Source organism: Paenibacillus sp. MMO-58 (assembly GCF_037146255.1).
In the GTDB taxonomy this organism is placed as follows: Bacteria; Bacillota; Bacilli; order Paenibacillales; family Paenibacillaceae; genus Pristimantibacillus.
The window spans coordinates 1,003,805-1,028,253 of sequence record NZ_JBBCVY010000001.1; the positions used below are offsets into that span (position 1 = coordinate 1,003,805).

The following is a 24,449-nucleotide window of genomic DNA, read 5'->3' on the forward strand; positions in this document are numbered from 1 at the left end:
CCGTTGCGGGCTTTTTTTGCGTCTAAGGGAGGCGCAGCGCTATGTATCTTACGGACTATATCATCGGAATGCAATCCTCCGGATGCAGGATACGGTTCTGGTCGTTGCTAGGCCAGTAAAGGAAAGCGGCTCATAAAGTCGGTTTTTTGGTAGAAATACACTGTTTTTTAGATGGGAAATGTTCGTCCCGCAACTATAATGAAGGGGTGAATTTCCAGTTTTTATCTGTTATAGGAAGAAAGGAGGGTAATCGTAGCAACTGCTTTTGTAAGCGCATTCAATTTATTTTTCTTCGGGAGGAACTAGTAAATGGCAAAGCGTGCAACTAGCGGGAAAACAATTCGTACAATGATGGCTGGCGTTCTCGCCTTATCCCTTACGATGACGGGTTCTGCATGGGCAGCTCCTGCGGAGCAAGGTACTGTCAGCCAGCAAGGGGGCAAAGGACGCGTGCAATTAGAATATTTGGACCGGGGACTTGAGGCAGCTACAACCTCTGAAGGCGTGTTCATCAGCTGGAGGCTCTTATCCTACGAGGTAACGGGCAGCACGGAAAAAGGTTTAACGGGACCGGCATTTAACGTCTACCGGGACGGGGTTAAGATCGCTACCGTTACGGACAGCACCAATTATCTGGATCCGTCCGGAACATCTTCTTCCAAGTATTACGTGTCGGCGGTAACCGGCGGAAAAGAAACCGATCAAAGCGCTGCCGTTCAGCCATGGGCACAGGCTTATTACGACCTGAAGCTGAACAAGCCTGCGGATGGGGTCACGCCAAAAGGCGAGGCTTACACGTACTCCGCTAACGATATGAGCGTAGGAGACGTAGACGGCGACGGGCGGTATGAGTTTTTCGTCAAATGGGAGCCTTCCAATTCCAAGGATGTCTCGCAGCGGGGCTATACGGGCAAAACCTATATCGATTGCTACACGTTCGAAGGCAAGCTGCTGTACCGGGTTGACCTTGGCGTTAACATTCGTTCCGGAGCGCATTATACGCAGTTTTTGGTTTATGATTTTGACGGGGACGGCAAGTCGGAGATGATGTTCAAGACCGCCCCGGGCACTAAAGTGCTGAAATACGGAGCAGACGGCAAGGTCGAATCCGAAAAATATATTACCATGCCAAAAGCGGATCTGGATGCCGGATACAGCAATGAGGACGATTACCGTCTCAGCGCGCAAGGCTATTACGATCATGTGGTGAACATGTTTATGGGCTGGAGCGACCGGGAAGAGGTAAAGAACGGCAGCTGGCCCAAAACGCTGGAGGAAGCTTTCGGCATTGCACCGAAATACAGCTATCCGCTGTCTCTTGAAGATGCGCGCAGCCTGACGGATTATTTCATGGATGTCTACGCGCCAAGCCGGAGCGTAAACAACAAGCTGCGCGAATTCGAAGGCTTTATTGTGGACGGCCCGGAATACTTGACCGTATTCGAAGGGGAGACCGGCAAAGAGCTGGAGACCATTCCGTTCAAGACGCCTCGGGAGGATGACGGACTGTTATGGGGCGATTATGCGATGGGCCGGATCGAGCCGGCTAACCGGGTAGATCGTTTCCTTGCCGGAGTTGCTTATCTGGACGGTCATAATCCGTATGCCGTTTTTGCCAGAGGTTATTATACAAGATCAACTCTCGTCTCTTACGGTTGGGACGGCCATCATCTGAAAGAGAACTGGTACGTAGACAGCGGCTGGACACCGATGACGAATCCGTTTAATGACGGACCGCATGGCCGGGACGGTACGGATCCGGAGTTTGGTACGCTTACTACCCAAGGCGCGCACTCGCTAAGCGCGGCGGACGTAGACGGCGACGGCAAGCAGGAGATTGTTTACGGCTCCGCAACGATTGACCATGACGGCAGTCTGCTCTATAGCTCGATGGATGTGATGCCTCATCAAAGCGCAACACCTGGCGCGGTAGCAAGACTAGGTCACGGTGACGCCTTGCATGTGACGGACATTGATCCGAACCGCCTGGGTCTTGAAATCTTTATGGTTCATGAAGGCGGAGCTTATGCCCCTTACGGCTATTCGCTGCGCGATGCAAAGACTGGGGAAGTGTTGTACGGCGGTTATACCGGTAAGGACACGGGACGCGGTATGGTTGGAGATGTGGATCCAACCAAGCCTGGACTGGAAACGTGGGCAGTTGGTCTCTGGAGCGCTGACGGTCAGAAGCTGGGTAATACAGCGCCGGGAACGAATATGAGCATCAAATGGGCAGGGGATATGACGACGCAAATCGTTAATGGCGCTATCGACGTAACGCCGACCATCGATGACTGGCAGCGGGGAAAGCTGCTGACGGCAACCGGTACCTTGACCAACAACTATACGAAGGGCAATCCTTCACTTGTGGCTGATATTTTTGGCGACTGGCGAGAGGAGCTGCTTGTACGTACAACGGACAGCAGTGCCATCCGAATTTATATGAGTACCGAGCTGACCGACCGGAAGCTGTATACCTTGATGCATGATCCGCAGTACAGAGCCGAGGTTGCCCGTCAAAATACGGCGTACAACCAGCCATCGTATACAAGCTTCTATTTTGCATCGGATACGAATTTTAACAATGTTCCGGTTCCTAACGCATCCCTTCCGGGTGTCTTAAGCAACCTGCAAAATAAGCTGGACGGTTATATCGCGGACGGCAGCGTAAAAGGGGCCATTGTCAGCCAGTTGACCAATACTCTAGACCAAGCACAACATCAATACGAGAAGGGATCCAAGGACAAAGCCGTTGAGTTTGTAGACAAATTCCTGTCTCAACTGGAGAAGCGTTCGGGTAAGGATCAAATCTCGGATGCGGCCGTCAAAAATCTGACCTCGCAAGCCCAGCTGCTGCTTTCGCAATGGTCTAAAAAATCGGAATAGAAAATTTGCGGGGTCACGGTGATAGGATTTCGCCTAGGCTGACCGCCAAATAAAAGGGGCTGTCCCATTTGTCATGTTGATGACTTATGGGACGCCCCGTTTAATCATATCCGCCTTCAGCAGCGGGCAAAGCTTTATAAGCGTATTTTCCCTCTAGAATCTTCTGGATATAACTCCTCAGGTCGAGTAAATCCTTGGCATCCTTCGTCATGTCGCAGTACTCGTTTGTCCATGACAAGGTCTTCATCTCCCCGTTACCGGTAATTTTCCAGCTGTCGGTACTGCTTGGCGTCTGTGAACAGTTACCCTTCTGCGGGAACTGTTTCTCTTCCAGGATGGCGATGTCTTTCATTTTGCCATAAATGGATTGAAGCTCATCGGTGCTAAAAGCCAAAGCTGCCGAGGCCGTCCCTTTCGTGACGAGATCTTTTGTGACGGTGCCGTTGTACGTATTGATTTCGTTTTTATAGTCTTCCCCGTATCCGAAGCTGACAGAGAATCGGAAGTCCTCCGGCATATCCTCGGGCATTTGAAGCTTATGCGTCTCCTTGCCGCAACCCGCGATAAACGCAAAGGCAACGCTTAAGATGACAAGAATGCGGATCATATTCTCCCCCCTTGCAAGGTAACCGAGAAAAGAGGGTGAATGGTTGCGCTTGTTTATACCGTTTGCGTTTGCGTAGTCTTTGCTTGATTTCTGACCAGCGGAGGCAGCACGACAAAGTAATAAATGCTTACGCCAAGCATGCAGATTGCTAGGATGTAATGCAGCCAGGTGATGGAGATCCAGGTAGGAAACGCCAAGGCAACAAAGCCAAGAGCCAAGGAATGGCCCAGCATCATAACAGGATCCGTCAAAGCATTGACTTTCCCCATGAATTGCGGCGCAACAAGCTCGGGCATCCATCCTCCGATGACGATATTGGCAGGTGCAAGAATAACCCCGGTTAGAAGAATAAGGCCAAGGTAAACGTAGATTGACGTTATCGAGCCGATTGTAAACGCAAGAAGGCCGGCAAGGAAAAAACCGGAAATCATCACATTGGTCTTTGAAAATTTATTTATGAGGACAGGTGCAATCATGCTTCCGATCAAGAATCCGATGCCGAGAAAAATCATAATGAGGGAGGAATAGAGTAAATAATTTTCCGGACTTAATTTGTATTTCATGACGAAAATCGGAAGAACGGCAAACACGCCATTCACGATCCCGAAAAAGAAGAAGCCGTGTATCAGGTTCAACAACAGTTTGTTGCGATAGATATATTGAATTCCTTGCGCGAAATCTTTCCATATAAGCGAAGCGCTGATGTCGCGAACCCGGTTTTTTCCGTTTGGAATTCGGGCAGCTTCCGGATATTGTCCCCAAGCTATAAGCAAGCCGGAGATAATAAAGCTGATCGCATCGATTAGAATGGCACCTTCAATCCCGAGCCAGTGATAGGCTGCCGCGCCAAGGCTTAAACCAAACAGCATGAACAAAGCGCTTACGGTCTGATTTAGTCCCGCTGCTTGAACATATTGTTCCTGCGCGAGACATCCCTGCACGAGTCCCATCTCGGCAGGACCGAAAAATCGGGCTACCGCACTGCGCAGGAACAATACCAAGAAACAAAGAAAGAGCCAATCGGAATGAACGCAAACAAGCAGGAAGATTGTAAGTATGGTACGGATCCAATCACTGTAAGCAGTAATGAGCTTTCGGTCGAAGCGGTCGGCGGCAACTCCAACAATCCAGAATACGGCGAGAGTCGGGATCGAATACATAAGTTCCGCGGTTGAGGCAAGCGAGGGGCGGGAAGCAAATCTGTCTACCAGGTAATAAGCGAACGCCATATTGCCGATGACAGTTCCAAGCTGCGAAGCGATTGAAGCCATAAATAGCTTGTTAAACGAGGGATTGCGAAACAAAGTGATCACAGCTCATCCTCCTGTTCGTCCTCTCCGTCAAGGGACGGGTTTAATAAACGATAAAAGTATTGGCTCATCTCTTCAAGCTGCACGGCTGTGCGGGCCATTTCAGCCCCAACGGCAACGGTCAAGGTTATGATGCCTTCCTGATAGGAAGAGATCATTCTGGCGATATCCGCTATCGGCTTTTCCGGATTAAATTCACCCTTATCCATGCCAATCTGAAGAAGGCCTGATAAACGGTTTATTCCGTTCTCGTAACGTTGAAGCAGCAATGCTTTTATTTCCTTGTCCCTCCAGCCGGTAAGGAAATATTCATAGAAGGCGGGAAGCAAGCTTTCGTTTCCGGGTAAACACAGCTCTTCTTTCAACTGATTAATCTGATTGTGGATGATTGGCCAGATGCGGGGGTTCATGGCTAGAGCATCCACTAGCTGCTTGTCGTATTCCACGTCTTGATGGTCCATTAATGCTTCGAAAATTTCTTCTTTGGTTTGAAAATATAAGTAGATCCACCCTCGACTCATGCCCGTCTCGATGACAATGTCCTTTAATGTTGTTGCGCCGTAGCCTTTTACCGTAAACACTTGTTTTGCGGCTTCGAGAATTTGAAGCTTGCGTTGTTCCTTTTGATCGTTTGAAATTTTAGGCGACATTTCCTTCGTACCAACCTTCCAATAAAAATGAACCGCGTGTCATTTTTTATTATAATGACACGCGGTTCATTTTTCAATCGCGATGATTCAACATATCCGAATTTTTCTCTCTTTTGCCTGTTACTGCGGGTACCTGTATAACCGCCAACTGGCTGCCTCCCTTTGTTTTTCTCATAATGGGATAGAACTTACAAGAACAAGGAGGCGCTTAATATGCGTGCAATGATGATTCCACAGTTTGGTGATGCTGAAGTATTGACCCTGACCCATTTGGAGGCCCCTGCACCGGGATCTTTAGAAGTTACGATAGATGTTGCTTTTGCCGGGGTTAACTACGCGGAGGTATTGTTTCGAAAAGGAGGCGTCCCGAATTTGCCTCTTCCTTTCGTACCTGGCATCGAGGTTTCCGGCACGATTCGAGAGATAGGCGAGAAGGTGACGTGCCTGCGTCCCGGTCAGCGGGTTGCAGCCTTAACGATAGTTGGCGGCGGCGGATACGCGGAGGTTGTCAAAGTACCGGCGGAGCTTGTATTCCCGCTTGATGAAGCGGGTGGCCACGTCAGCCTTGAGAGCGCGGCTGCTTTTCCGTCGAATGTAACGACTGCGTACATGATTATTTCGCAGGTGTCCCGCATGCAGCAAGGAGAGACGGTGCTGGTCCACGCGGCTGCGGGAGGCGTAGGCAGCGCAATCGGGCAGGTAGCGAAGGCGCTTGGGGCCGGACTTGTTATCGGAACGGTCGGAAGTGCGGATAAGGTGGATTATGCGAAAAGCCTGGGCTATGACGAGGTCTATCTGCGGGAGGATTTCGAAGAGCAAGTAACAGAAAGGACGGGGGGACAGGGAGTAGACGTTGCGGTTGATCCGGTTGGCGGGTTGATGAGGGAAGCGTCGCTGCGGCTGCTTAAGCCTCTCGGGAGATTAATTGCAATGGGGAATGCCGGCGACGCGGATGACGTGAAGCAATCCCTCAATGAATTATGGTTTACAAGCAAAACGGTATCCGGCTTTAATCTGCAGCTGTTGAGTATGACGGCACCGCAGCTGGTGGCTGAATCCGCCAGAAAAGCATTGGCTCTGGTAGCGAGCGGGGAGGTAAAAGTTGATGTTACCGGCCTTTTGCCGCTGCACAAGGCCGAAGAGGCCCATAGACAAATCGAGGAAAGAAGATCCACGGGCAAAATCGTATTAAAAGTGGGCTCCTGACAAGAGGACCGCTAGCTGCCAAGCAGCAGCTGCATTTTCTCTTGCGTACCGGTTCCATCCACAGGAACGTAGACGCAGCAATGCGCGCTCCCGTTCCCGTTAATTTGGGAGAAAGTATTGATATTAAAGCTGAGCAGCCCGGCCTCGGGATGAAGAAGACGAATGGTTTTGATGGTCTTATCCATAATGTCATGCGTCGACCATAACGCGAGAAATTCCGGGCTTGCGCCCATAAGGCGGTCGATCAGCTTGCGGAAGGCCAGATCGTTTAAATTTTTCTCGTATCGTCCGCGAAGTACTCCGGCCGTATATTGGGCGTATTCTTCCCAATCCGGTACCGAACGGCGTAAATTCTCGTTCATGAAAGTCAGCCAGGCCATGCAGCGGTCTTCCGCGGGAACCGAAGGGAAATCGAAAATGATCCGGCAGGCGGCATCATTCCAGCTCAAAACCTCCGTGCGGTCCGTCGCAACGAAAGCAGGGTACGGAAGCTGATCGATAAGCTTTTCGATATCCGGAGACAGCTGGTTTACGGCCGGAGAAGGATTTGGCAGCTCCAGGTTTGCCAGGTGAAGCAGATGCAGATGCTCGTTCTTGCTTAGCTTCAGTGCCTGGGCGACGCTGTCCAGCACTTGTCTCGATGGGGTAGCTGCCCGCCCTTGCTCGAGCCAGGTATACCAGGTTGTACTGACATGGGCAAGCTGGGCGACCTCTTCGCGGCGGAGACCGGGCGTTCTTCGTTTGCCGTAACCCGAAGGGAGACCGGCTTCGGAGGGATTCATTTTCTCCCTGCGCGATTTCAGAAATTGTCCGAGCAGGACGGCTTTTTGCTTATCCATTTGACATGCTCCTCCTCGTTTCTTTATACCCCATTATACTCGGGGACTACGATGGAACAAGAGCAAGTCATCTGCTTGTTGTACCCCATGCTAAGAAGCGTCCTTTCCTCGCGTAAGGGCGCTTTTTTATTTTTTAAAAAATCTTTTCTTTGGCCCTTTTACATAACTCTGTGTGTTTCTGTGCAAAAATGGAGGAATTGCCACACTTCTGGGATGATTATGGATTATTTAGGAGGATACCCCGTTTATCTTTCCCGATTCGCCATAATCGGCTGTTTCAGCTAAATATACGTGATTATCTACTGTTTGCGCGGGTCTCGCCGTTACTGCTAATATTCATTGCATAATTATACAAATAAAGAACGGGGAGATGGATTTACTTGGACGTCTTTAGGCAATTGAAGCGGTTTTATTGGGTTGAGCGAAGGTATCTGCTGTCATCCATTATTTGTTTGATGTTTGCGACTGCGCTTGGCCTGGTGTATCCGAATTTGCTGCGTTACTTGATTGACAATGTTATCAAGCCAAAAGACTTTGACAAAGTGCCGATGTTAGCTCTTACCGTCGTAGGGGTCGTTACCCTGAAAGGATTCATGCAATTCCTGCACGGATTTTTTGGCGGCAGGCTCGGCAACCGGGTAGTCTTCCGCATGCGCAACGCCTGTTACGACAAACTTCAAACGCTTTCATTTCAATATTACGATAAAGCGAAAACCGGCGATTTGATGTCTAGGCTAACGGCCGATCTTGAAGCGATCCGCCAATTTATCGGCTTTGGCTTTGCCCAAATTCTGAACGTAGCGCTGATGATTCTGTTCGGCGGAGCGATGATGATGTCGATCGACTGGAGGCTGACGCTGATTACGCTGGTTACGATCCCGTTCCTTGCTTTTACGGCAATCCGCTTTGAGAAACGGATTCATCCGGCCTTCCGCGAAATGCGCAAAGCGATGAGTAATCTGACAACGGCGGTTCAGGAAAATATTACGGGCGTGCGGACGGTCAAATCCTTTGCCCGCGAACCGCATGAGGTAGATAAATTCTCAAAGCGCAACGAGCAATACAAGGCGAACCAGATTGGCGCCTCCTCGATTTGGGCGAAGTTTTTCCCGTCGATGGAGCTTCTCGCCAACGTAAGCGTCGTCATCCTGCTGGTGGCAGGCGGTACGATGGTTATCCGCGGCTCTTTAACGCTTGGCGAATTGGTAGCCTTCTTCAGTTTAATCTGGTACATCATTGGTCCGATGTGGGGGATTGGCTTCCATATCAATAACTATACCCAGTCCAAAGCCTCCGGCGAGCGGATTATGGAGCTGCTTAATACTCATGTCCATGTCCAAAGCATCGAAAACGCCGTTGAAGTGGATAAAGAAGTGGTTAGAGGCCATGTCCGCTTTGAGAACGTGACGTTTAATTATCCGGACAAAACGCCTGCGGTCTCGAACATTAACATTGACGCTCCGCCGGGCAAAGTTGTTGGTCTGCTTGGTGCAACGGGCTCGGGCAAATCCACCATTATTCAACTTATGATGAGGGCTTATAACGTAAAAACGGGCCGGGTTACTCTTGACGGCATCGATATTCAGAATCTGGATGTTCAAAGCCTGCGCAGCCAAATTGCGCCGGTATTTCAGGAGACCTTCCTGTTCTCGGCTTCGATCCGTACCAACATTGCCTATGGGGAAAAAAATGTAACGGACGAACAGATAATCCGCGCAGCCAAGCTTGCCAAAGCGCATGATTTCATTATGGAGCTGCCGCTTGGCTATGAGACGATCGTAGGGGAGAGAGGGATGGGCTTATCAGGCGGTCAGAAGCAGCGTATTGCCATCGCACGCGCATTGCTCCGCAATCCGCGCATTCTTATTCTGGACGATGCGACCAGCGCCGTCGATATGGAGACGGAACACGAGATTCAGGCCGGCTTTAAAGAGCTGATGGCCGGTCGGACGACATTTATTATTGCCCACCGGATTTCTTCTCTCCGCCATGCGGACGAAATTATCGTATTGGACAATGGACATATCGTGCAGCGCGGCACGCATGACGAGCTGGTTGCCCAGCACGGTCCATACCGCGAAACCTATAACATTCAATATGCCGATCGGCCGCTTGCGAACCTCGATTCTTCGGTACCGGAGCGGAAAAGGAGCGTTGTTCAATGAGCAGTTCGAATAAGGAACTGAAGGATAGAATCAAGAATGCAAGCGAGAATGGCAAGAAGGAACGGTTTATTTACCAGGATGACGACGCGATCGAAAAACCGTTCAACTGGGCGCAGATGCGGCGCTTGTTCATTTATATGAAGCCGTATACGCGCCAACTGGTTCCGGTAATTGTCGCCATGATTATCGGCACGATCACCAGGCTGACCATTCCGGCCTTAACCATTGTGGCGATTGACCAGGCTATTCAGCCGGAGAATGGCGAAACGAGCTACGGCAAGCTCTATTTGGTTGCAGGCATTATGGTGGCTCTTTTCATTATCCAGTGGGCTTCCAACCAATATCGGATCAAATATACGAACATTATCGGCCAGAAGGTTATTTACGACCTCCGCCATCACCTATTCCAGCATATTCAGAAGCTGTCGTTCCGTTTCTACGACAAGCGTCCCGCGGGCTCCGTGCTTGTGCGGGTAACCAATGACGTTAACGCCCTGCAGGATTTGTTCACGAACGGCGTTGTCAACTCGCTTATGGACTGCGTGCAGCTTGCAGGTATCGTGATCATCCTTCTAATCTGGAACTTCAAGCTTGGTCTTGCCGTGATGATTACGGTTCCGATTATGTTCCTTGTCTCGTCCACGCTCCGCAAGCGGATCCGCTTCGCCTGGCAGGATGTGCGCAAGAAGCAGTCGCGAATCAACTCCCACTTGAACGAAAGCATTCAAGGGATGAAAATTACGCAGGCCTATGTACAGGAAAAAGAAAACATGCGTTTCTTCGATAACATGAATGCGGTCAACGTAAAAGCATGGAATAAGGCTTCCGCGCTTAACCAGACGTTTGGGCCGGTTATCGAGGTTACTTCGGCAATCGGTACGTTTATTTTGTTCTGGTACGGATCTTATCTGATTGAGCATCAGGAGATTACCGTTGGTCTGCTCGTCGGCTTTGCCAACTATGTCGGCAACTTCTGGGATCCGATCAACCGCCTTGGCCAGGTGTATAACCAGCTGCTAGTCGCGATGGCTTCGTCGGAGCGTATCTTCGAGTTTATCGACGAAGAGCCTACGGTAGGCGAACTGGAATACGCGAAGCCGCTTGCCAGCATCCGCGGCGACGTGCACTTCGATAATATCGTGTTCGAGTACGAGAAAGGGCGACCTGCGCTGCATGGCATCAGCATAAATGTAAAAGCCGGCCAGTCCATCGCGCTTGTTGGCCATACCGGCTCCGGCAAAAGCACGATTATTAACTTGCTCTGCCGCTTCTATGACCCGGTTTCCGGCGTTGTCCGGATTGACGGTCAAGACATTCGCAACATTACGCTTGACAGTCTTCGTTCGCAAGTAGGTCTGGTTATGCAGGATACCTTTATTTTCTCGGGCACAATCCGCGACAATATCCGTTATGGCTGCTTGGACGCAACGGACAACGAGATTGTAGAGGCTGCCAAAGCCGTTAACGCGCATGATTTCATCATGTCTCTGCCTGACGGTTACGATACGGAAGTCGAGGAGCGGGGGAATGTTCTGTCAATGGGGCAGCGCCAGCTGCTTTCTTTCGCCCGCGCTTTGCTGGCTGATCCGCGCGTGCTTATCCTGGATGAAGCGACGGCAAGCATCGATACGGAGACGGAACTGAAGATCCAGGAGGCGCTTAAGACGCTGCTGAAGGGACGCACGTCCTTTATGATCGCTCACCGTCTGTCAACAATCCGCAATGCGGACGAAATTATCGTTCTGGATCATGGCCGTATCGTAGAGCAGGGCAATCATGAAGCTCTGATCAAGAAAAACGGCGTCTATAACGGACTTATCGAGGCCCAATATCGATTCTTGTCGGCCTAGTATTGATTTTTAGTTAAAGAACCTCCACAATGGAAGAAAATAAACCAGACTTCGAGGAATACAAGGATATTCCGTTCGCTCGTCGCTGGGTTCTTCCGGGAGGTTCTTTTTTATTATGTATGGATCACCATTGACAACGAATGCACGCAAGCTTCTTCTGCTCGGCTCGGGCGAGCTTGGCAAGGAGGTTGCGCTTGAGGCACAGCGCCTTGGCGTAGAGACTATCGCGGTTGACCGCTATGCGAATGCGCCGGCTATGCAGGTTGCCCATCGTTGCCATGTTACGGATATGCTTGACGGTGCCGCAATCAGACGGATTATCGAAGACGAGAAGCCGGACTTTATCGTTCCGGAGATTGAAGCGATTGCTACCGAAACGCTGCTGGAGCTTGAGCAGGAAGGCTTTAACGTCATCCCTACCGCTCGCGCGGCTCGTCTGACGATGGATCGCGAAGGCATCCGACGTCTGGCGGCCGAGGCGCTTGATCTTCCAACGGCTCCTTATCGGTTCGCGGATTCGCTTGACGAGCTTAAGGCCGCAGTCAAAGAGATCGGTCTGCCTTGCGTAATCAAGCCGATTATGAGCTCGTCCGGCAAAGGGCAAAGTGTCTGCAAGACGGAAGCGGACATCGAAAGCTGCTGGAATTATGCCATGGAAGGCGGCCGTGCGAAAAAAGCGCGGATTATCGTGGAAGGCTTTGTTACGTTCGAATCCGAAATTACGCTTCTTACGATCCGTTCGGTATCCGGGACAAGCTTCTGTGCGCCAATCGGCCATGTTCAGAAGGATGGGGATTACATCGAGTCTTGGCAGCCTCATCATATGACTACGGAGCAAATCAAGCAAGCGGAAGATATTGCACTCCGCATTACGGACGAGCTTGGCGGATACGGCCTGTACGGCGTAGAGCTGTTTATTACCCGTGACGGCGTTCTGTTCAGCGAAGTATCTCCTCGTCCTCACGATACGGGCATGGTTACAATGGCGACGCAGGATCTGTCGGAGTTCGCGCTGCATGTACGCGCTATTCTCGGCTTCCCGATCCCTACGATCCGACTGCTTACGCCTGGGGCAACCCATACGCTGAAGGCGGACCGCGAATCGGCTTCGTTCCGTATCGGAGGCGTTGAACAAGCGCTCGCTCTGCCGAATACGCAGGTACGCGTTTTCGGCAAGCCGGAGACTAAAGTTGGCCGCCGGATGGCCGTAGCCTTGAGCTCGGCTGGCAGCGTTGAGGAGGCCCGCGATCTGGCCCGCCAAGCGGCCGAATCACTCCATATCCAGTACGATTAATCAGACATCTTAGCGGCGGCTTCCCTTGTGCGAGAACAAGGAGGAGCCGCTCCTTTTTTGACGAGTCATGAATGGAACTTGGCGATAACGAGCATGAATAATTTAGCGTGGGACGCGAATTTATGTTATTCTGTTAATCCATCGAGCGCATTCGACCGATATTGATAAGGGCGCAAACTTCATAACAGTCGTTATACTCGTATCTTTACTAATCGTGATAAGTTGAATTAAAATAGCTTGAAGATATGGAAACGTGAAAGCTTCGCAAAATTTAGGAGGCATACCCATGGCAGAGCAAGTAGATCTTTTCGCAAAAACAGCGGCCCCGGAACGGAATTACGAGGCCGATGACATACAAGTGCTCGAAGGCTTGACCGCTGTCAGAAAGCGGCCGGGCATGTACATTGGCAGCACGAGCAGCTCCGGCCTGCATCATTTGGTCTGGGAAATCGTCGATAACGCCGTGGACGAGCATTTGGCGAAATTTTGTACGGCGATCGACGTCACGCTGCACAAGAATGGCGCGGTTACCGTCCAGGATAACGGGCGCGGCATTCCGACAGGGATGCATAAGACAGGAATTCCAACGCCGCAGGTTGTTTACACCATCCTGCACGCGGGCGGCAAGTTCGGCGGCGGAGGCTACAAAAAATCCGGCGGTCTGCACGGCGTAGGCGCTTCGGTAACAAATGCATTGTCCGAGTGGCTTGAAGTGGAAATTTTCCGTGACGGGAAAATACATAAGATGCGCTTCGAATACTGGGTAGACGATAAAGGCAAGGAGCATGTCGGCGAGCCGGTAACGGGGCTCGAGATTACGGGAAATACGAACCGGACGGGTACAAAGGTAACGTTCAAGCCTGACGGCCGCGTCTTCCAGGGCGGCACCTCGCTGAACTACGATACGCTGGCCGAGCGTCTGCAGGAAATTGCGTTCCTGAACTCGGGCCTTAAGGTTACGATCAAGGATGACCGCAGCGGCAAAGAGGATATTTTCCACTACGAAGGCGGCGCACGCCAGTTCGTGCAATATTTGAACGACGACAAGACCGTCCTGCACGATGTCGTTCATTTCACGGGGGAGAAGGACGAGATTGAAGTGGAAGTTGCCCTTCAGTACAACGACGGATATACCGAGACGATCGCATCCTTCGTGAACTCGATCCCGACACGCGGCGGCGGTACGCATGAGACCGGTTTCAAAACCGCTTATACGCGGGTTATGAACGAATATGCCCGCAAGGCAGGTCTCCTGAAGGAGAAGGAAAAGAATCTCGAGGGCAATGACCTGCGCGAAGGCATGATGTCGGTCATTAACATCAAGATGTCCGAGGTTGAATTCGTCGGCCAGACGAAGGACCAGCTGGGCAGCGCATCGGCGCGCAGCGCCGTAGACGCCGTAGTCTCCGACAAAATGCAGGTATTCCTGGAAGAGAATCCGCAAGTCGCGCAAATGCTGCTGAAGAAAGCGGTACAAGCCTCCAAGGCAAGAGAAGCGGCTCGTAAAGCGCGCGAAGAGATCCGCAGCGGCAAGAAGAAGAGCGAAAGCTCAAATCTGAACGGCAAGCTTACGCCGGCGCAGTCGAAGGATTTTTCGCGCAACGAGCTGTTTATCGTCGAAGGGGATTCCGCGGGCGGTTCGGCGAAGCAGGGCCGGGATTCGAAGCATCAGGCTATACTGCCGCTGAAGGGCAAGCCGATGAACCCGGAAAAAGCGAAATTGCTGGACATTCTGAAGAACGAGGAATACAAAGCGATTATAAGCGCGATTGGAGCGGGCGTTGGTCCGGAATTCGACGCTGAAGAATGCAATTACAACAAAATTATTATTATGACCGACGCGGATACGGACGGCGCGCATATTCAGGTGCTGCTGCTGACGTTCTTCTACCGGTACATGAAGCCGCTGATCGACACCGGGCGCGTTTATATCGCTCAGCCGCCGTTGTACAAGATTACCCGCAAATCAGGCAAACTGGAAACAGTTCGCTACGCCTGGACGGATGAGCAGCTGCAAAATTATTTGAAGGAATTCGGCAAGAATTTTGAGCTTCAGCGCTACAAAGGACTTGGCGAGATGAACCCTGACCAGCTGTGGGAGACCACGATGGATCCGGAGACGCGGACGCTGCTGCAGGTGCAGATCGAGGATGCGGCCAAAGCAGAACGCCGCGTGTCGGCGCTGATGGGCGATAAGGTTGACCCGCGTAAGCGTTGGATTATCGAGAACGTGGACTTCACAGAATATGTAGAATAGGAGGTAACGGCATGGGCATGCTGGAACAGTTTTTACCGGCGTATTTGGAAGAGGTCGTTGGAGACCGATTCGGCCGTTATTCGAAATATATTATTCAGGACCGCGCTATTCCTGATGTAAGGGACGGGCTTAAGCCCGTCCAGCGCCGCATTTTGTATGCGATGTACGATTCTAACAATACCCCCGACAAGCCATACCGCAAATCGGCGAAAACCGTCGGGGACGTTATGGGTAACTACCACCCGCACGGCGACTCTTCGATCTATGAAGGCATGGTGCGGATGGCGCAGCCTTGGAAGATGGGCCATGTTCTGATCGACGGACACGGCAACTGGGGCTCGATGGATGACGACCCGGCAGCGGCAATGCGTTATACCGAAGCGCGTTTGTCGCCAATCGCCATGGAAATTTTGCGCGATATCGACAAACGGACCGTCCAATTCAAGGACAATTTCGATAACACGACGAAAGAGCCGGTTGTATTGCCGTCCCGCTATCCGAACCTGCTGGTGAATGGCACAAGCGGGATTTCGGCCGGTTTTGCGACGGAAATTCCGCCGCATAGCCTGCGCGAGACTATCGACGCCTGCATTGCGGTCATGGCTCGTCCCGAGATTACCGTTGAAGAGCTGATGGGCATCGTGAAAGGCCCGGATTTCCCGACCGGCGGCATTATCATGGGCGAGGAAGGAATCCGCGAGGCTTATACGACGGGCAAAGGCCGAATCTATATTCGTTCGAAGGTCGAGATTGAGGATGTCCGCGGCGGACGACAGCAGATTACGATTACGGAAATTCCGTACCAGGTCGTGAAATCCCGCCTTGTCAGTGCGATGGAAAATATCCGTCTCGAGAAGAAGGTAGAGGGGATCTCCGAAGTTCGCGACGAAAGCGGACGCAACGGACTTCGAATCGTAGTTGAACTGAAGAAGGAAGCGGATGCGAACGGTATTTTGGCTTATTTGCTGAAGAAAACCGATCTTCAAGTCACTTACAACTTCAACATGGTTGCGATTGTGAACAAAGCGCCGCAACAGCTTGGCATCAAGCAGATTCTGAGCGCTTATATCGACCATCAGAAGGAAGTCGTGACTCACCGGACCCAATATGAGCTTGAGAAAGCCGAAGAGCGTGCGCATGTCGTGGAAGGCCTCGTAAAGGCGCTAAATATCCTCGACGAAGTGATTGCGACCATCAAGGCTTCCAAAAACCGCGCTGACGCGCAAAACAATCTCGTAGCGAAATACGGCTTCAGCGAACGACAAGCGGATGCCATTCTGACACTCCAATTATACCGTTTGACGAACCTGGAGATTACATCGCTTGAGAAGGAATTGAAAGAAACGCAGAAGAAGATCGCGTACCTGCGTTCGATTCTCGAGAGCGAGAAGAAGCTGCTTGGCGTAATCAAGGACGAGCTGACGGAGATCCGCGAGAAATACGGCATCGACCGCCGTTCGTCGATCCGCGGGGAAGTGGAAGAGCTGAAGGTGAACCTGGAGGTTATGGTTCAATCCGAAGACGTCATTGTTACGCTTAGCGAAGAAGGCTACATGAAACGGACAAGCATGCTGTCGTTCACCCGTTCAGGCGGCGATCTGCAGACGGCAGGAGTGAAGGATGGCGACGCCATCAGCAGCGTTTACGAAGTAAATACGATCGATAACCTGCTGCTGTTCACCCGCAAAGGCCAGTATTACATGCTGCCCGTGCATCAGATTCCGGAGTTCAAATGGAAGGATACGGGTACGGCGGTTGTTAATATCGTACCGATCCCGAAAGACGATTCCATCATAGCCATTATTCCGGTGAAAGATTTCAATCTTCCGGGAGCTTCGCTTGTATTTGTCACGAAACGTGCCCAGGTGAAGCGGACCGAGCTTAAAGAATACATGACGACCCGTTCAACCGCCATAGCAGCCGCCAAGGTTGCAGACGGAGACGAGGTTATCCGTGTCATGCTAAGCGACGGAACGAAACAGCTGCTGCTCGTCAGCAAGCTTGGCATGAGCATTCGATTCAGCGAACAGGAAGTAAACGCAATGGGGCGTGTCGCAGCAGGCGTACGCGGCATGCAGCTAAGAGAAGACGATGAGCTGATCGCGGCGGAATGGGTTGCGGATGACGAAGGCGAAGTGCTCGTCGTGACGGATTTGGGTTACGCCAAACGCACGCTGTTGCTTGACTATCCGCTTCAAGGAAGAGGCGGCAAAGGCGTTCAAACCTTCGAATTCAAGGAGGGTAAGCGCGTCAAGCCGAACGGTTCCGCACTCGTCGCAGCATTATATTGCAAGGAAGAGTTAGGCATTATAGCGCTTACATCGCAAGGCGCCCAGCTAGCGGCGTCTTCGGAAAAAGCGCCGATTGAAGACCGGAAATCCATTGGTCGCATCCTGCTTCCGATAGAGAAAAACGATGTTATTACGACGATCTTTGTTAGACCTGAAATATCGCCTCAGTCATAAGGCCGGTTAGGCGGATCAAACCGTTCAATCAACCGAATGATCGCATCAAACATGACCCACATTGGCACCAGCTCATCCGGGCGGTCAAGCCATTGTGGGTCTTTTATGATGCCGTAGGCTTTTATCTTGCGAATGATTTCTGCTTTTTGGTCATCCATAGGGATCACTCCTTCATGCATTAATTCGACGAATTGGTCAGATGCCTATGCCCATTGTATGTCTACTGTTGTCAGAATGTTCGACTTTATCGCGATTAATGACTCAAATTATTAATCGGGTTAACCTTTTATTCGACATTAGCGAATGTTATAATTGGTATAAATGAGAAATTTGGACAGGAAGCGGGTGCTGATATGGTTTCAGAAGAATTTACTCGTCTATGGATGAAGATGACAAGAGATTGGAAGGATAGTTTGGAAGATGGGCTTGCGCCTCTGACGGAAGGCCAATTGAATGTACTTGATATTTTGCTCCGACATGAGCCGATGAAGCCTTCTGAACTGCTGCAGTATCTTGCAACAACTCCTGCTGCCATTACAACTTTGCTCGACAGAATGGAGCGCAACGAGTTAATTGTACGTACAAGAGATAATCAAGACCGCAGAATTGTGTGGGTTTCCGTATCGGAGAAAGGAAAAAGCGAGGCCCAGCGCGGAGCGGAAGTCCGCTCCAAACTTATCGGAGATTCGCTGGACCGTATTTCTTCCCATAACCAGCAGCTTCTAGTGTATCTGCTCGGCAAGGTTGCAAATGCTTGATTAGCTTTACTGTGAATTCGGGTTTAACATAGCGCGCAGACGATTGCGAAGAACCTTAAGCGTTTGCTTCATGGAGCTGTAGTCGTTCTCCGTAAGCAAGCTGTCGCTGGCGGCTGTAATCGTCTGCTCAACCGGTAGGATGCGGTATTTATAATAGCTGCCAGACAAGTAACGGTGTACCCATGTAGGAATTGCTTCGATATCCGATAGCTCGATTGAGCCGTCGGATTTGTTTTTTCGTACGGTTACTTTATAAATTACGCCATAATCCTTAGTGTCGCCGCGCTGTGCGGAGATGAAATTGCCCATAGAATAAATAATAAGTCCGTGTCTTTCATGTCCGCTCGCGTCGGTCGTATCAAGTACCTCGTACGGCTGTATCACATGGGGATGGGAGCCGGCAATTATATCAGCTCCTTCGGCAACCAGCTTGCGGGCCAGCTGCTTCTGCTCATCGTTAGGCGTTGTCTGATATTCGATGCCGAAGTGCAAAGCTATCGTTACGAAATCCGCGCCAAGCTCTTTCAAGTGATGAATATCGCTTATCATCTTCTGCTCATCGATTAAGGAGACGGCGTACGGTTTGCCCTTCGGAAGCGGGATTCCGTTTGTTCCGTAGGTGTAAGCGAGCAGCCCCATCTTGATGCCGTTATGCTCGACAATGACGGGCATATCCGCTTCTTCCTGGGATTCCGCCGTACCTTTGATAACAAAAGGATATTCTTTAAGATGCTGCAAGGTGAGCATTAGTGCTTTATCGCCTTTATCAAGCGAATGATTATTGGCATTGGTCAAGATGTTGAATCCGGCATACTGCAGCGCGTCGAGCAGCTCCACCGGAGCATTAAAGCTTGGATAACCCGTATAACCGTATGCGGGGCCGGCAACCGGTGTCTCCAGATTCGCCATTACCCAGTCGCCTTGTTTGAGAATCGGCTTGACTTCGTCGAAGAAATAATTGAAGTTGTATTTCTTTGTTTTGCTGTCATACGCGCCAGGAAGCTCCGGTTTATGCATCATTATGTCGCCTACGGCCATCCATGTAGCTTCCGCGTATTCCGGGGTTGGCACCGGCGTTGGCGTCGGCACCGGCGTCGCGGTTGGTACAACCGTAGGGTCCGGAGTGGCTGTGGGCTCTGCGGAAGGTTCAGGACTGTTTGAGACGATAGTCGGTTTGACGGAGTCCTGCTTTAGAGTTGCGGTAACGATAATCAAGATTCCTGCTGCCGAGAGCAGCAGGAGAAAGAAATGAATGGTCAAGCGCTTCTTGCTTCGCATTCTGCGCATGAAGGGCGGATCCCTCCTTAAAGATACATGCTGGATGCTTCCTCGAGCTGATCGCTTGTCCACCAGGACCAGGCGGGAGAACCGTACGGAACGGATCGGAAGCATTGAAGCTCTTTCGTAACCGGATGAGGCGCTTCAACCGAAGTAGACCATAGGGCGATATCGGTTACGGACGCCGTGACCGGAGCGCCGTATTTACGATCTGCGACAAGCGGACAGCCGATATAAGCCATTTGCGCCCGAATTTGATGCGATCTGCCGGTATGCAGCTTTACGGCGATCAGGGAGTAACCTCCGGTCTGTGCGCATACCTTGTATTCCAGAATGGCTTCCTTTGCTTCGGCTGCCGGTTCTTTGAATACGGTTACTTGATTGCGTTTGGCGTCTTTGCGTATGTAATGGCGAAGACGGTCCTGCTGCTTAGCCGGTTTGCCGTGAACAACGCAGACATACGTTTTGCCGAATGTGCGGCTTCTGACGGCTTCGGACAAGCGGGATGCCGCTTTGGAGGTTTTTGCAAACAGCATCGCTCCGCCAACCGGCCGGTCCAGTCTGTGAATAAGGCCGAGGAATACATTCCCCGGCTTGTTATGACGGATTTTCAGATCCTGTTTAATTAGCGTCAGCATGTCAGGGTCCCCGGTCTCGTCCTCTTGGGACGGGATACCGGGGAGCTTGACTACAGCAATGATATGGTTGTCTTCATACAATACCGGTATTTGAGGTGCGTTGTTTCCTGCAGCCATTATTCCGACTCCCAGCGTCCAAGAATGCCGCAAGGCAAATGCAGGCCGGACTGCGTGATCGGCAAGCCGATTTCGCCACAGTTGATCATGCCGCCGAATTTGCCCTTCATCGTCGTATGCAGCAAATTGTGAAGCACGGTCGGAGACAAGCCGGTCGTATAAGAGTTGATCAGCAGGAACAGCGGGTTATCCGAAAGGATGGTCGTGCAGAATTCCAAGAACGGATAGAGGTTCTCTTCCAGCTTCCAGGTTTCGCCGTTAGGTCCGCGTCCATAAGACGGTGGATCCATGATGATCGCATCGTATTGGCGGCCGCGGCGCTGCTCGCGCTGCACGAATTTGAATACATCATCCGTAATATACCGGATTGGGGCGTTTTCAAGGCCTGACAGCTGGGCATTTTCTTTAGCCCATTGCACCATGCCTTTGGAAGCGTCCACGTGCACGACTTCCGCGCCGGCTGCCGCTGCAGCAACCGTAGCTCCGCCTGAATATGCGAACAGGTTCAGCACGCGGATTGGACGGTCTGCGGAACGGATTTTGTCCATCATCCAGCTCCAGTTGACCGCTTGCTCGGGGAACAGGCCGGTATGCTTGAAGTTGGTTGGCTTAATGTGGAACTTGAGCTCGCCGTAAGCGATGGTCCAGCGCTCGGGCAGGCTGGATTTGAACTGCCATTGACCGCCTCCGGAGGAGCTGCGGTGATAATGTCCGTCCGCCTTTTTCCAGGCGCCGGATTCATCTGCGATTGGCCAAATGATCTGAGGATCCGGACGGCGGAGAATGTATTGGCCCCAGCGTTCAAGCTTGTCTCCTGCCCCAGTATCAATTACCTCGTAATCAACCCATTTATCTGCTACGTACATGTTATTGTGATCCTTCCTTGGTGTATAATTTTCGTTGTATTATAATGAAGTCTTCGACTATTATAACGAAGCGCACCAGATGAAGCAATTAGGTTGATGCTTACGAAGCAAGAATCGCTGCAATAGGCGTGTGACAATTCTTTTCAGGCTGATGCTTACGAAGCAAGAATCGCCACAAAAAACGCGTGACAATTCTTTAGGTTAACGCTTACGAAGCAAGAATTGCCACAAAAAGCGCGTGACAATTCTTTTTAGGAGGGACTTATTATTCGAAAAAAAGGGTGGTTAATCGGTTTAACGGTTAGCTTAATTATCTTTATCGCAGATGCGATGCTGGCTTCGCGCCGTAATGTCTCGCGGCTGGATGAATCGGTTGCGGATTGGTTTGCAAGCATACATAACGTTACCTTAACCGATTTGTTCAAGGCAATGACGGGTTTGGGGTCAACGGTAGGCATTATCGCAATTACGCTTTTGCTTGCGGTATGGTTTGCCTGGAAGCAGGGGTGGAAAAGCGCGGTTCTGCTCATTGCGGGGGTAGCGGGAGCCTATGTGGTGAACACGCTCGTGAAATCAGGCTTTGACCGGGCTAGACCGGCAATGGCGTGGGGAATCGATGCTGACGGATCGAGCTTTCCGAGCGGCAATGCCATGCTGGCTATCGTGATGTACAGTCTGGCAGCGGCCTGGGTTATAACGGATAGCGGTATAAACCGTAAGGTGAAGTGGATGACGGCTATAATCGCTATTTTATTGATTATATTAATGGGGGCATCGCGTTTATATTTCAGCGTGCATTATGCAACGGACATCATTGGCGGTTACGCAGCCGGATTCGCAATCGTATGCCTCGTAATGGTGCTTGTTAGGGGGAAGAGGCTTAGTAGCCGCTAGTCAAAGTGGACAGCGGCTAATTAAGACTCTCGAATAGCATCCAACATTTTGTCGATGGATTCCTTGCGTTTGTCTTCGTCCATGTTATTGAGCAGACGGATGATCTCAGCCGCATCTGCTGCAACTTGAGGCTCTGTACCGCGTGTATCACCATCGATAATAAAATCCGTAGTGACTTCGAAAAAGGACGCTAGCTTAATTAGAGTCTCGTACACGGGCTGCCGGTTGTTGATCTCGTAGTGGCTGTAAGCGGATCGCGTAATTCCGATGGATTGTGCAACTATTTCTTGCGATAAGCTTCGCTCTCGGCGCAGCTCCTTTAGGCGATCTCCCATCGTCAAGGTCATTCGCTCCTCACATTGGTAATCAATCAAGCCATATGTTACACTCACTAATAGTAATTTATGATACAAATCGTATCATTGTCAAGCTTTATATGAGAAAGTTACTAATATAATAGAAAAGTTTAGGAAAGGGGAATGGAAAGTATGGTTCTGACCTTTGAATGCGAATGCGGCAATAAAACAGGGCTGTTTGCAACGGGAGACCGCGACGAAACAGGGAGAGAATTTATCGAGCTGGAAGACGATGACCGCATGACTTATATCGTCGGGGAAGACGGAGTAGTATTTAAATGTAAGTTTTGCGGGTACACTTACCGTATGGACAAGTTATAAACGCAAAAAAATTATCAAAATGCATATTGAAATCCGGCCATGTTCGGAGTAGTATAGAGGATAAGTTGTACGTACAACTCATCCTCTGTTTTTATTTTGTTCCCAGATCATGTACGTACAAATTCATTCTCAGCTAGGAGGAATTATGGTGTTATCCATTAAACCTTATCAATTTTGGTTTGTAACAGGCAGTCAGCATTTGTACGGTCCAGAGACTTTGGAAGAGGTTGCCGTGCATTCGCAAAGCATTACTGCGGGATTAAACGAATCTTCTAACCTTCCATTTGAGATTGTATACAAACCGGTAGTGACTACTCCGGAGGAAATTTACAAAGTTTGCATTGAAGCGAAAGCGGATCCAAATTGCGCGGGCGTTGTTGCCTGGATGCATACCTTCTCGCCGGCGAAAATGTGGATCAGAGGACTTTCCGAGCTCCGCAAGCCGCTCCTTCATCTGCATACGCAATATAACCGCGATATTCCTTGGGATTCCATTGACATGGACTTTATGAATACGAACCAGTCGGCTCACGGCGACCGCGAGTTTGGTCATATTTTTGCCCGTCTTGGTCTTGACCGCAAAGTGGTTACCGGACATTGGCAGGATGGCGTGGTTCAATCCCGCATCGGCGCATGGATGAATTCTGCTGCAGCGTCCATGGAGAGCAAGAACCTGAAGATCGCAAGATTCGGCGATAATATGCGTCAAGTAGCCGTTACCGAAGGCGATAAAGTCGAAGCGCAAATCCAGCTTGGATGGCAGATTGACGGATACGGCATCGGCGATCTGGTTGCCAGCATGAACGAAGTGAGCGATGCAGAGGTACAAGCGCTGCTGAACGAGTACACCGAGCGTTATGAGATTGCAAGCAGCGTCCGCGACAATGCCGCTTCTTGGGCAGCTATCGAAGAGCAGGCAAAAATCGAACTTGGCATGAAGCGTTTCCTGCAAGCTGGCGGTTATACGGCATTCACAACAACCTTCGAAGATCTGCATGGCATGAAGCAGCTTCCGGGTCTGGCTGTACAACGCCTGATGGAGCAAGGTTATGGCTTCGGCGGCGAAGGCGACTGGAAGACTGCAGCGCTTACCCGCATTATGAAGCTGATGGCCGGCAATGTTGGCACATCGTTCATGGAGGACTATACTTACCATCTGGAAAATGGCAACGAGATGATTCTTGGCGCTCATATGCTTGAGGTATGTCCAACTATTGCGGAGAGCAAGCCTCGCATTGAAGTTCATCCGCTCGGAATCGGCGGCAAAGCCGATCCGGCGCGTATCATCTTTGACGGTAAAGCAGGCGAAGCCGTTAACGCATCTCTGGTCGACCTTGGCAACCGTTTCCGCCTTATCATCAACGAAGTAGACGCGGTGAAGGTAGAGGAAGAAATGCCTAAGCTTCCGGTTGCCCGCGTGTTGTGGAAGCCGCGTCCATCCCTTCGCGATTCGGCTGAAGCATGGATCTATGCAGGCGGCGCGCATCATACGGTGCTGTCGTATGTAGTAACGACGGATCAGCTTGTTGACTGGGCAGACATGCTCGGCATCGAGGTTGTCGTTATCGACAACAACACAACAATCCGCCAGTTCCGCCAAGAGCTGCGCTGGAACGAACAAAGCTACGGCCGCCGTTAATCCGAGGCAGGCAAAAAGGGCCATTCCCCTTGTCATTGACAAGGGGATGGCCC

The 24,449-nt window shown here is 51.0% G+C and carries 20 protein-coding genes; 11 read left to right on the forward strand and 9 right to left on the reverse strand.

The features are described from left to right. Positions 1–309 precede the first annotated feature (309 nt). A complete protein-coding gene (locus tag WFJ73_RS04685; RefSeq protein WP_336771913.1) occupies positions 310–2,886 on the forward strand; it encodes a rhamnogalacturonan lyase in 2,577 nt (858 codons plus the stop codon). Positions 2,887–2,986: 100 nt separating this feature from the next. Here the strand turns inward: WFJ73_RS04685 and WFJ73_RS04690 are convergent, their stop codons facing one another. The 3 genes from WFJ73_RS04690 to WFJ73_RS04700 are packed head-to-tail and all read right to left on the reverse strand — an operon-like array spanning position 2,987 to position 5,453. Beyond that, entirely contained in the window at positions 2,987–3,493 is a 507-nt protein-coding gene (locus tag WFJ73_RS04690; protein ID WP_336771914.1) for a hypothetical protein, read from the reverse strand. Positions 3,494–3,546: 53 nt separating this feature from the next. Next, on the reverse strand, positions 3,547–4,806 hold the full coding sequence (locus tag WFJ73_RS04695) for an MFS transporter (protein ID WP_336771915.1): 1,260 nt from the start codon (positions 4,804–4,806) through the stop codon (positions 3,547–3,549). Further along, positions 4,803–5,453 carry a TetR family transcriptional regulator gene (locus WFJ73_RS04700; RefSeq protein ID WP_336771916.1) on the reverse strand — a complete coding sequence of 217 codons (651 nt, stop codon included), beginning with the start codon at positions 5,451–5,453 and terminating at the stop codon, positions 4,803–4,805. The genes WFJ73_RS04695 and WFJ73_RS04700 overlap by 4 nt, the downstream gene beginning before the upstream one ends. A gap of 213 nt (positions 5,454–5,666) precedes the next feature. Here WFJ73_RS04700 and WFJ73_RS04705 point away from each other — a divergent pair, with 213 nt between their 5' ends. Next, positions 5,667–6,659: a quinone oxidoreductase family protein gene (locus WFJ73_RS04705; RefSeq protein WP_336771917.1), complete on the forward strand. Its 993-nt coding sequence runs from the start codon at positions 5,667–5,669 to the stop codon at positions 6,657–6,659. An 11-nt stretch (positions 6,660–6,670) separates the two neighbouring features. On the opposite strand, the gene WFJ73_RS04710 is transcribed toward WFJ73_RS04705, so the two are convergent. Continuing rightward, a complete protein-coding gene (locus WFJ73_RS04710; protein ID WP_336771918.1) occupies positions 6,671–7,498 on the reverse strand; it encodes a helix-turn-helix transcriptional regulator in 828 nt (275 codons plus the stop codon). A 380-nt stretch (positions 7,499–7,878) separates the two neighbouring features. Between WFJ73_RS04710 and WFJ73_RS04715 the strand changes: the two genes are divergently transcribed. From WFJ73_RS04715 to parC, 5 genes are all read left to right on the forward strand, one after another. Further along, positions 7,879–9,663 carry an ABC transporter ATP-binding protein gene (locus tag WFJ73_RS04715; RefSeq protein ID WP_336771919.1) on the forward strand — a complete coding sequence of 595 codons (1,785 nt, stop codon included), beginning with the start codon at positions 7,879–7,881 and terminating at the stop codon, positions 9,661–9,663. Next, positions 9,660–11,513: an ABC transporter ATP-binding protein gene (locus WFJ73_RS04720; protein ID WP_336771920.1), complete on the forward strand. Its 1,854-nt coding sequence runs from the start codon at positions 9,660–9,662 to the stop codon at positions 11,511–11,513. Before WFJ73_RS04715 ends, WFJ73_RS04720 begins: the two co-directional genes overlap by 4 nt. Before the next feature lie 115 nt (positions 11,514–11,628). Next, on the forward strand, positions 11,629–12,807 hold the full coding sequence (gene purT, locus WFJ73_RS04725) for a formate-dependent phosphoribosylglycinamide formyltransferase (protein WP_336771921.1): 1,179 nt from the start codon (positions 11,629–11,631) through the stop codon (positions 12,805–12,807). A 286-nt stretch (positions 12,808–13,093) separates the two neighbouring features. Next, a complete protein-coding gene (parE, locus tag WFJ73_RS04730; RefSeq protein ID WP_336771922.1) occupies positions 13,094–15,064 on the forward strand; it encodes a DNA topoisomerase IV subunit B in 1,971 nt (656 codons plus the stop codon). A gap of 11 nt (positions 15,065–15,075) precedes the next feature. Continuing rightward, positions 15,076–17,529 (forward strand): DNA topoisomerase IV subunit A, encoded by a 2,454-nt coding sequence (parC, locus tag WFJ73_RS04735; RefSeq protein WP_336771923.1) that lies wholly within the window; start codon positions 15,076–15,078, stop codon positions 17,527–17,529. Here parC and WFJ73_RS04740 read toward each other — a convergent pair. Next, positions 17,520–17,687 carry a hypothetical protein gene (locus WFJ73_RS04740; protein ID WP_164775626.1) on the reverse strand — a complete coding sequence of 56 codons (168 nt, stop codon included), beginning with the start codon at positions 17,685–17,687 and terminating at the stop codon, positions 17,520–17,522. The two genes, parC and WFJ73_RS04740, sit on opposite strands and share 10 nt — an antisense overlap. A gap of 195 nt (positions 17,688–17,882) precedes the next feature. Here WFJ73_RS04740 and WFJ73_RS04745 point away from each other — a divergent pair, with 195 nt between their 5' ends. Next, positions 17,883–18,287 (forward strand): MarR family transcriptional regulator, encoded by a 405-nt coding sequence (locus WFJ73_RS04745; protein WP_336771924.1) that lies wholly within the window; start codon positions 17,883–17,885, stop codon positions 18,285–18,287. Positions 18,288–18,293: 6 nt separating this feature from the next. Here the strand turns inward: WFJ73_RS04745 and WFJ73_RS04750 are convergent, their stop codons facing one another. The 3 genes from WFJ73_RS04750 to WFJ73_RS04760 are packed head-to-tail and all read right to left on the reverse strand — an operon-like array spanning position 18,294 to position 21,186. After that, positions 18,294–19,574, reverse strand: coding sequence for a CapA family protein (locus WFJ73_RS04750; protein WP_336771925.1), 1,281 nt, complete (start codon positions 19,572–19,574; stop codon positions 18,294–18,296). 17 nt (positions 19,575–19,591) lie between these two features. Further along, a complete protein-coding gene (locus tag WFJ73_RS04755) occupies positions 19,592–20,320 on the reverse strand; it encodes an RluA family pseudouridine synthase (RefSeq protein WP_336771926.1) in 729 nt (242 codons plus the stop codon). Continuing rightward, a complete protein-coding gene (locus tag WFJ73_RS04760) occupies positions 20,320–21,186 on the reverse strand; it encodes a class I SAM-dependent methyltransferase (RefSeq protein ID WP_336771927.1) in 867 nt (288 codons plus the stop codon). The genes WFJ73_RS04755 and WFJ73_RS04760 overlap by 1 nt, the downstream gene beginning before the upstream one ends. Positions 21,187–21,516: 330 nt before the next feature. Between WFJ73_RS04760 and WFJ73_RS04765 the strand changes: the two genes are divergently transcribed. Then, entirely contained in the window at positions 21,517–22,080 is a 564-nt protein-coding gene (locus tag WFJ73_RS04765; RefSeq protein WP_336771928.1) for a phosphatase PAP2 family protein, read from the forward strand. A gap of 20 nt (positions 22,081–22,100) precedes the next feature. Here WFJ73_RS04765 and WFJ73_RS04770 read toward each other — a convergent pair whose 3' ends face one another. Next, complete coding sequence (locus WFJ73_RS04770) at positions 22,101–22,427, reverse strand: helix-turn-helix transcriptional regulator (protein WP_127499213.1); 327 nt, start codon at positions 22,425–22,427, stop codon at positions 22,101–22,103. Positions 22,428–22,568: 141 nt separating this feature from the next. On the opposite strand from WFJ73_RS04770, the gene WFJ73_RS04775 reads away from it, so the two are divergent. Both WFJ73_RS04775 and araA read left to right on the forward strand, forming a co-directional pair. Continuing rightward, entirely contained in the window at positions 22,569–22,757 is a 189-nt protein-coding gene (locus WFJ73_RS04775; protein ID WP_336771929.1) for a hypothetical protein, read from the forward strand. A 148-nt stretch (positions 22,758–22,905) separates the two neighbouring features. Then, complete coding sequence (gene araA, locus WFJ73_RS04780; protein ID WP_336772131.1) at positions 22,906–24,396, forward strand: L-arabinose isomerase; 1,491 nt, start codon at positions 22,906–22,908, stop codon at positions 24,394–24,396. Positions 24,397–24,449: the final 53 nt, after the last annotated feature.